General features: G+C 59.4%; 1 protein-coding gene. It reads left to right on the top strand.

Translation table 11 applies throughout. The features are described from left to right. Positions 1–618, top strand: a 618-nt coding sequence (locus M3P05_RS20680) for a hypothetical protein (protein ID WP_249702042.1), incomplete at both ends; no start/stop codon positions are given.

The following is a 618-nucleotide window of genomic DNA, read 5'->3' as shown; positions in this document are numbered from 1 at the left end:
GCCAATGGTGTCTACAGTGTGCCTGGCCTGGGTGAGCTGACCGTTGACCTGGCCAACAAGACCTGGGCATTCAAGCCCACCAATGGCGTGGACAACGACGACAGTGAGTTCAACTTCACAGTGACCGTGACCGACGCCGATGGTGATGTACACAGTGACACCCATACCATCAGTATCAAGGATGGCAATACCCCGGCGCCATCCGGTGATCCCATCGTGCTGGGTCTGCAGGAAGCTGACCTGCCCGGACCGGATTCGGCGATGAACCAGGTGGCCTTCACCAGTGTCGATGCCCTGAGCAGTATTGCGTTTGGTGATACCGGCGCTATCCAGGTGAGCGGCCTGACCGAGACCCTGACCTGGACAGTGAACCCCACGACCGGTGTGCTGGAAGGTAAGGACAGCAACAATGTTGCCCTGATCACCCTGACCCTGTCGTCTGTGAATACCAGTGCCGGGACGGCCAATGTTACGGCTCGCCTGCATGGCCCGCTGGCACATGCGGACAGCACGACTGATCCCGATGACGCAGTCGCTGAAACCATCAGCATTACCGGAATCAAGGTCACCGCGACCGACAGTGATGGCAGTGAAGGGGATGCCCAGGTGACCGTCCAG

The organism is Parendozoicomonas callyspongiae, from assembly GCF_023502345.1.
In the GTDB taxonomy this organism is placed as follows: domain Bacteria; phylum Pseudomonadota; class Gammaproteobacteria; order Pseudomonadales; family Endozoicomonadaceae; genus Sansalvadorimonas; species Sansalvadorimonas callyspongiae.
Note: the sequence above shows the minus strand (reverse complement) of the source record. Positions and strands in the feature narration are given on the sequence as shown.